6 protein-coding genes and 1 pseudogene are annotated in these 7,240 nt (G+C 49.9%); 1 reads left to right on the plus strand and 6 read right to left on the minus strand.

The window, feature by feature from the left end:
• From HMPREF3277_RS02495 to rpsT, 6 genes and pseudogenes are all read right to left on the minus strand, one after another.
• Positions 1-244: pseudogene (locus tag HMPREF3277_RS02495) on the minus strand (hypothetical protein); the annotation flags it as partial.
• Positions 245-589: 345 nt separating this feature from the next.
• Positions 590-2,398, minus strand: coding sequence for an aspartate--tRNA ligase (gene aspS / locus HMPREF3277_RS02500; RefSeq protein ID WP_070869941.1), 1,809 nt, complete (start codon positions 2,396-2,398; stop codon positions 590-592).
• Positions 2,399-2,461: 63 nt separating this feature from the next.
• Positions 2,462-2,920, minus strand: a complete 459-nt coding sequence (locus HMPREF3277_RS02505; protein WP_003761553.1) for an Ivy family c-type lysozyme inhibitor — start codon at positions 2,918-2,920, stop codon at positions 2,462-2,464.
• A 183-nt stretch (positions 2,921-3,103) separates the two neighbouring features.
• Positions 3,104-3,784, minus strand: coding sequence for a DUF502 domain-containing protein (locus tag HMPREF3277_RS02510; RefSeq protein WP_070869942.1), 681 nt, complete (start codon positions 3,782-3,784; stop codon positions 3,104-3,106).
• Positions 3,785-3,942: 158 nt separating this feature from the next.
• Entirely contained in the window at positions 3,943-5,163 is a 1,221-nt protein-coding gene (locus HMPREF3277_RS02515; RefSeq protein WP_070869943.1) for a phospholipase A, read from the minus strand.
• Positions 5,164-5,402: 239 nt separating this feature from the next.
• Positions 5,403-5,666: a 30S ribosomal protein S20 gene (rpsT, locus tag HMPREF3277_RS02520; protein WP_002212556.1), complete on the minus strand. Its 264-nt coding sequence runs from the start codon at positions 5,664-5,666 to the stop codon at positions 5,403-5,405.
• A 303-nt stretch (positions 5,667-5,969) separates the two neighbouring features.
• Between rpsT and HMPREF3277_RS02525 the strand changes: the two genes are divergently transcribed.
• Positions 5,970-7,112 (plus strand): extracellular solute-binding protein, encoded by a 1,143-nt coding sequence (locus HMPREF3277_RS02525; protein WP_003769278.1) that lies wholly within the window; start codon positions 5,970-5,972, stop codon positions 7,110-7,112.
• Positions 7,113-7,240: the final 128 nt, after the last annotated feature.

Below are 7,240 nucleotides of genomic sequence, written 5' to 3' on the forward strand. Positions count from 1 at the left end.
GTGCAGGAGGCAGGGTTGCGCCCGCCAGCGTCATTACTTCGTCGTGTGCTTTCAAATAAGGTTTGCCGTCGCGCGCTGCATTAGGATTAATCGGCATGGAATAGGGGAAATTGTGGTTGTCCAAAGTGCTGCGTGCGGGTGCAGAGGTGGGACGAGAAGCGTCATATGCAAACGCAGAATGCGCTGTGATAACCGCCGTCGCTGCAAAACAGGTTTTTAGAATAGAGGAAGTTATTTTTTTCATAGCAATACTCTTGTCGATAATTAATCAGGATATTGTCTGTATGCGTGCAACAATAAACTGCTTGATGAAACAAGCTGATACATACAGGGGAGGCGAGGATAGCATGACAAGGGGGAAATGTAAAAAATTACTGTGGGATTATGAATATAAACTGATATTACTCAATTGGATTAAATTTAATAGGGCGATTTGCCCATGACTTGATGAGTGTCAGAGGATTAAAATAGAAAATACCCGCTTACTGACATTCATTACATCCGTGATGAAAAAGGTCGTCTGAAACCCGTGTAATTAGGTTTCAGACGACCTTTTGGCTGTCAGGTGTTGCTAACCTGCTTTTAAAAATTACGCTTCTTTATTTTCGGTCGCTTTTTGACGCAGGCGCAAGCTCAATTCGCGCAGTTGTTTGTCGTCTACCACATTCGGCGCGTTAGTCAGCAGACATTGGGCGCGTTGGGTTTTCGGGAAGGCAATCACGTCGCGGATGGATTCGGCACCGGTCATCAGCGTCACCAAACGGTCGAGGCCGAATGCCAAACCGCCGTGCGGAGGCGCGCCGAATTTCAGGTTGTCCAAGAGGAAGCCGAATTTTTCCTGTTGCTCTTCGGGGCTGATTTTCAGCGCGGCGAACACTTTTTCCTGTACGTCGGCACGGTGGATACGGATAGAACCGCCGCCGATTTCCCAGCCGTTCAACACCATGTCGTAGGCGCGTGCCAGGCAGTTTGCCGGGTCGGAAACCATCAGGTCTTCGTGACCTTCTTTCGGCGCGGTAAACGGATGGTGTACGGCAACGTAGCGGTCGGCGTCTTCGTCGTATTCGAACATCGGGAAATCGACGACCCACAAAGGTTTCCATTCGTCCACGAAGTAGCCGTTGTCTTTGCCGTGTTCCAAACCGACTTTGATACGCAACGCGCCGATGGCTTCGTTCACGACTTTGGTTTTGTCCGCGCCGAAGAAGATGATGTCGCCGTTTTGTGCTCCGGTACGCTCGATGATTTCTTTCAGGGCGTTTTCAGACAAGAATTTCACGATTGGAGATTGCAGGCCGCTGTCTTCGCCGTTGGAAAGGTTGCTGACATCGTTCACTTTGATGTACGCCAAACCTTTCGCGCCGTAGATGCCGACAAATTTGGTGTATTCGTCGATTTCTTTACGGCTGAATTTCGCGCCGTTCGGTACGCGCAGAGCGACCACGCGGCCGCCTTTCATGTCGGCTGCGCCACGGAAGACTTTGAATTCTTCCGTTTTCATCAGGTTGGTCAGCTCGGTAAATTTCAGGTTGATGCGCATATCGGGTTTGTCGGAGCCGTAGTAGAACATGGCTTCGGCGTAAGGCATACGCGGGAAATCGCCCAAGTCCACGCCCAACGCGTCTTGGAAGACTTGTTTTGCCATACCTTCGGTGATGTCCATGATTTCATCCTCGTTCAAGAACGAGGTTTCCAAGTCGATTTGGGTGAATTCAGGTTGACGGTCGGCGCGCAGGTCTTCGTCGCGGAAGCACTTGGTGATTTGGTAGTAACGGTCGAAACCTGCTACCATCAACAGTTGTTTGAACAATTGCGGCGATTGCGGCAAAGCAAAAAACTCGCCCGGATGAACGCGGCTCGGCACGAGGTAGTCGCGCGCGCCTTCGGGCGTGGAGCGGGTCAGCATCGGCGTTTCGATGTCGATGAAGCCTTGTGCGTCCAGATAACGGCGAACACCCATAGCGACTTGATAACGCAGGCGCAGGTTGCGCTGCATCACCGGACGGCGCAGGTCGATAACGCGGTTGGTCAGGCGCACGTTTTCGCTGATGTTTTCGTCGTCAATTTGGAACGGCGGCGTAGCGGCAGCGTTCAAGACTTCGATTTCTTTGGCAAGGATTTCGATTTTGCCGGAAATCATTTTGTCGTTGGTCGTGCCTTCGGGACGGTTGCGCACGCGGCCGGTAATGCTCAAAACGTATTCGTTGCGGGCGGAATCGGCAGTGGCAAACGCTTCGGGCGTATCGGGGTCAATCACGACTTGGACGATGCCTTCGCGGTCGCGCAGGTCGATAAAAATCACACCGCCGTGGTCGCGCCGGCGGTGTACCCAGCCTTTGACGGTTACGGTTTGGTCTAAGTATTGCTCGCTGATCAGGCCGCAATAGTTGGTACGCATAAAATCACCTTTTTATATTGTTCAATTTGAAAAGAAGGAAAAGGTCGTCTGAAAAAAGACACCTTAATTGTTTTGTTCTTTACGCCATTCTGCCTTCAGAAAATTTAATTCTGCTTCCGTGGGCTTACCGTAAATGTAGATTTGATCCGGATTGTCTGCAGAAAAGGAGTCATCATTTTTATAAACAACATGATAAGCAGCGATATGTTGCTTGTCAGTCAGAATATACATGTTGTTGCCTCCGCAGTTATGCGGTTGGCACATGGTGGTGTAGTAGTAGGTCTTGCCGCCGATTTTCACACTTTCCAGCGGCGGCATCGGACCTGCCATTTTACGCACCCAATTGTGCATGGGGGCTTTGGGTGCATGTTTGCCAACTTGTTCGTGCCAAAGTTTTTTGAAAGCAGGTTGTTTGTGCCAATCAAATAGAAATACCTCTTCGCCTTTGCTGTTGGTTACAGGTGCGGAGACGGCTAGATTGGGCAGAAACAAGGCAAGCAGTAAAGCAGATAAATATTTCATGTTTATATTTGGAGGTTGAATAAACTTTCAGGCTGTTGGTTTATGCGTTCAGCTCGTCTGAAAATTTCAGTCATCACGATTTTCCCAACGCCAAAGTACAACAGCTAAAAACAATAATGACAATGTAAATAGCCATGAATCAAGGCCAAAACGACCATGTGTCATGTGTTTGCCATCTCTAGTTTATTTTTCTAAACATCGTATTTCGGCTTGGGGCTTGAGCGGTAAGTCATCCGGCATCACCATGCCCAACGAAATCACATATTTCAATGCTTCGTCCACGCTCATATCGAGTTCGCGCACGTCGCTTTTTTTCACCATGATGTAATAGCCACCGGTCGGGTTGGGCGTGGTCGGCACATAGACGGAAAGATAGTCGTCATCGTGCGGCAGGCTGCCTTTGAGTTTGTCGGGAATATGCCCTGAAACAAAGGCAATCGTCCAAATATTGGGTTGCGGGAATGGAACCAGCACGGGCGTTCTGAACGAGCGGCTGCTGTCGGAGAGCAGGGACTCGGATACTTTTTTGACGCTGGAATAAATGGATTTGACGACGGGGATCCGTCCCAATAGGCTGTCCCATGCGGCGAGGATTTGACGCCCCAAAACGTTGGCGGCGAACACGCCGGTCAGAAATAAGACGACGATGGCGGCAATAATGCCCAGGCCGGGAATATTGAATCCCCAAAAATATTGGGGCTGCCATTGCTCGGGCAGCAGACTGATCAGCCGGTCTGCGGCAGATATGATATAGCTGACCGCCCAAATGGTTACGGCTATCGGCAGCCATACCAGCATGCCTGTAATCAGATATTTTTTTAATGCCTTGGCAACTTTTCCGCCTTCGGCTGTTTGTTCTGTCATCTTCTGTGTCATTCCGACAAATATCGCCCAAACGTTGCATTATACGCGTTTGGGCGATAGGAAACGAGTGTTTTTAATATGGGGAGGGTGTTTGTTTTGCTTTCAGACGACCTGTGTGCAACATGATGTAAAAGATCGTCTGAAAACGGGGTTGGGTGTCAAATTCCGTCCCAGTCGTTGAACATCAGACCGATGCCGATGCCGTTTTGTTTGTGGTTGTAATCAATCAGGCTTTCGCCGTAGCCGTGAAAGCCGCGCACGACGCCTTTGAGTTTGCCTTTAATCGGGAAAGTATAGGCGGCTTCAACCGCGCCGTGTCCGGTTTTGGGATTGTAGCGCAGCAGGGACGAAATATTTTGTTTGTCGTTCAGGCGGTATTGCAGCTTCAAATCGCCATAACCCATATAGTCGATAATGTCGGGATTGTCGTTGTTTTCGCCGGTCTGATCGAATGCGCGCATCCACACGCGCGGGATGACGGTCAGTTTGCCCCATTCCATCCCCGCCAATGCGTAAACGCGGTTCCATGAGCGGGATTCGGGACGGCTTTGTCCGTTGGATTGGTGGACGAAGCCTGCGCCGACCATCCGCAGTTTGCCGCCGAACGGCAAATCTGCCTTCACGGGCTGAGTCAGGAAGATTTCGGGTTCGTAATCGGTATTGCGGAACGGCGCGGATTTTCTGCCTTGGTTGTAAATCTGCCAATCGGATTTTTGGGTGTAGCCGAACCACAAATCCGCGCGGGTTTTAAACAAATCTTCGGCAATTTTGCTTTTGAACGAAACTTGCAGTTTGGTTTCTATGTGTTTCTGTTCGCTGAATTTTTCCTGATTGGTCGTGCCGCGCGAAGGGGAGTGGGGATGGAGGTTGGGCGAGCTGTTGTACCATGCGGGCATCAGGTACATGGGATTGTGCTCGCGCACGCTTAGCAAGCCGCGCGAGTCGTTTTTGTCCAAATCGTACATCAGGCTCAGCGGCGTGTAGGCATCGGCTGCGGTGCGGAGATTGTCTTCCGAAAGGGTGGATTGCTCTTTATTTTCGTCAAACACAATCGTCGCCGCCTTTTTCTCACGGCTGGTGCTGATGGTTTTGGGCAAATCGACCGGCGCTTTGGCGGCTTCTTCGCGAATGACGGGCAGCGGTGCTTGCGGCGGCAGTTGAGCCGAGTAAATGCTGTCGTAACACGCCAAACGGGTGGCATTGTCTTGAATGGAAGTACATTGCAAAGCCGTGTCGGCATAGGCGACAGGAGCGGCAGTTCCGCCGACAAGGATAAGCATCAAGGCGCGCCGGCATTTGGAGAATGACGGTTTTTTGTTCTTTAGGGTATCGCTTTGCGCCAAATCGTGTTTCAACATCTTGTTCATCATTTCATTCATGGGATTGCCGATTGGGTGTTTTCAGACGACCTTTTCCTGAACATCGGGATTAATCGTTTTAAAAACAGATTAAACCGCATTTTACCGCCTTTCGCTTTCTTTACGGCAGGTCGTCTGAAAAGTTTATATCAACTTGCATCACATACGGCAATGCCCCTGAAAGGTTAAGACCTCAGGGGCATCGTTATCTGCTTGCCTGTCCCGACGCGGTAACACGCCAAGGTGATGGGCGAAAAAGATTAAGCCAATGCTTTTACTTTGGCAGACAGACGGCTCTTATGGCGGGCTGCTTTGTTTTTGTGGAATACGCCTTTGTCAGCGATACGGTCGATGACTTTAACGGACTCTTGGTAAACTGCTTGAGCAGCAGCTTTGTCGCCGGCTTCAACTGCTTTCAACACTTTTTTCACTGCGGTACGGAATGCAGTACGCAGGCTGGCGTTGTGGGCGCGTTGTTTAACCGATTGGCGGGCACGTTTGCGGGCTTGTGCGCTGTTTGCCATATTGAATATCTCCTGAAAAAATAAATTCTGTAAACGCGCAATTTTAAAGACAGATTTCTCTATATGCAAGTATTTTCTCTGTTTGCGCGCGCAAATCGCCCGTATTTTGCCCAAAAACGACATCTTGTGCAACGCCGTTTTCCCGAGCCTAAGAAATCGTGCCTTATTTCAATAAAAATCAGTCAGATATTGCTTTGAGTTCTCACCTACTTCCATTACAATAGCCCCGCTTTGCGCCGGGGTATTGATGGGGTGCGGAGTGTTCATTTTCTGTTAACAATCTTTCATCAGGAATCTGCCCGTATGAAAAAATCCGTATTAGCCGTATTGGCGGCATTATCGCTGGCCGCTTGCGGCGGTGGCGAGAAAAAAACCGAGCAACCTCAAGCAGGCAGCGCGCCTGCTGCCAATGCCGAAGCAGCCGCCACCGATACTTTGAACATCTACAACTGGTCGAACTACGTTGACGAGAGCACCGTTGAAGACTTCAAAAAAGCCAATAAGCTGAAGCTGACCTACGACCTTTACGAAAACAACGAAACCCTCGAAGCCAAAATGCTGACCGGCAAATCCGGCTATGATTTGGTCGTTCCTGGCATCGCCTTCCTGCCCCGCCAAATCGAAGCAGGTGCTTATCAAAAAATCAATAAAGACTTGATTCCCAATTATAAAAACATCGATCCTGAGTTGTTGAAAATGCTGGAAACTGCCGACCCGGGCAACCAGTATGCCGTTCCTTATTTCTCCGGCGTCAACACTTTGGCAATTACGGCGAAGGGCAAAGAACTTTTGGGCGGCAAGCTGCCTGAAAACGGTTGGGATTTGCTGTTCAAGCCTGAATACACCAACAAGCTGAAATCATGCGGTATCGCTTTGTGGGATACGCCGAGCGAAATGTTCCCGATTTTGCTGAACTATTTGGGTAAAGACCCCAAAGGCACAAATCCTGACGATTTGAAAGCGGCGGCGGAAGTGCTGAAAGCCATCCGTCCTGATGTAAAACGTTTCAGCCCTTCTATCATTGACGAATTGGCGCGCGGCGACATCTGTCTCGCAGCGGGTAACGGCGGCGACTTGAACTTGGCGAAAGCCCGTTCCGAAGAAGTGAAAAACAACGTCGGCATTGAAGTTTTGACGCCGAAGGGTATGGGCTTCTGGATTGAATCTTGGCTGATTCCCGCCGATGCGAAAAACATCGCCAATGCCCATAAATACATCAACTACACGCTTGATCCCGAAGTGGCTGCGAAAAACGGCATTGCCGTTACCTTCGCGCCCGCAAGCAAACCGGCACGCGAGAAAATGCCTGCCGAATTGGTTAACACCCGCTCCATCTTCCCGAATGCTCAGGATATGAAAGACGGTTTTGTGATGCCGCAAATGAGTTCGGATGCGAAGAAACTGTCGGTTAATCTGTGGCAGAAGATTAAAGTCGGTTCGAACTAATGGTTTGATGTTTTGAAGTGAAAGGTCGTCTGAAAACCTTGAATTGGGGTTTTCAGACGACCTTTGCTTATGTTGGTTTCGTGGTGGGCGGTTGTATAGTGGATTAACTTTAAATCAGTACGGCGTTG

Origin of the sequence: Neisseria sp. HMSC70E02 (genome assembly GCF_001838645.1) — a bacterium.
GTDB classification, from domain to species: domain Bacteria; phylum Pseudomonadota; class Gammaproteobacteria; order Burkholderiales; family Neisseriaceae; genus Neisseria; species Neisseria macacae.

Coding starts and splice junctions, on each gene's coding strand:
- rpsT (WP_002212556.1), bottom strand. CDS start 5,666: ATGGCAAACAGCGCACAAGCCCGCAAACGTGCCCGCCAATCGGTTAAA.
- HMPREF3277_RS02510 (WP_070869942.1), bottom strand. CDS start 3,784: ATGACAGAACAAACAGCCGAAGGCGGAAAAGTTGCCAAGGCATTAAAA.
- HMPREF3277_RS02505 (WP_003761553.1), bottom strand. CDS start 2,920: ATGAAATATTTATCTGCTTTACTGCTTGCCTTGTTTCTGCCCAATCTA.
- HMPREF3277_RS02525 (WP_003769278.1), top strand. CDS start 5,970: ATGAAAAAATCCGTATTAGCCGTATTGGCGGCATTATCGCTGGCCGCT.
- aspS (WP_070869941.1), bottom strand. CDS start 2,398: ATGCGTACCAACTATTGCGGCCTGATCAGCGAGCAATACTTAGACCAA.
- HMPREF3277_RS02515 (WP_070869943.1), bottom strand. CDS start 5,163: ATGAATGAAATGATGAACAAGATGTTGAAACACGATTTGGCGCAAAGC.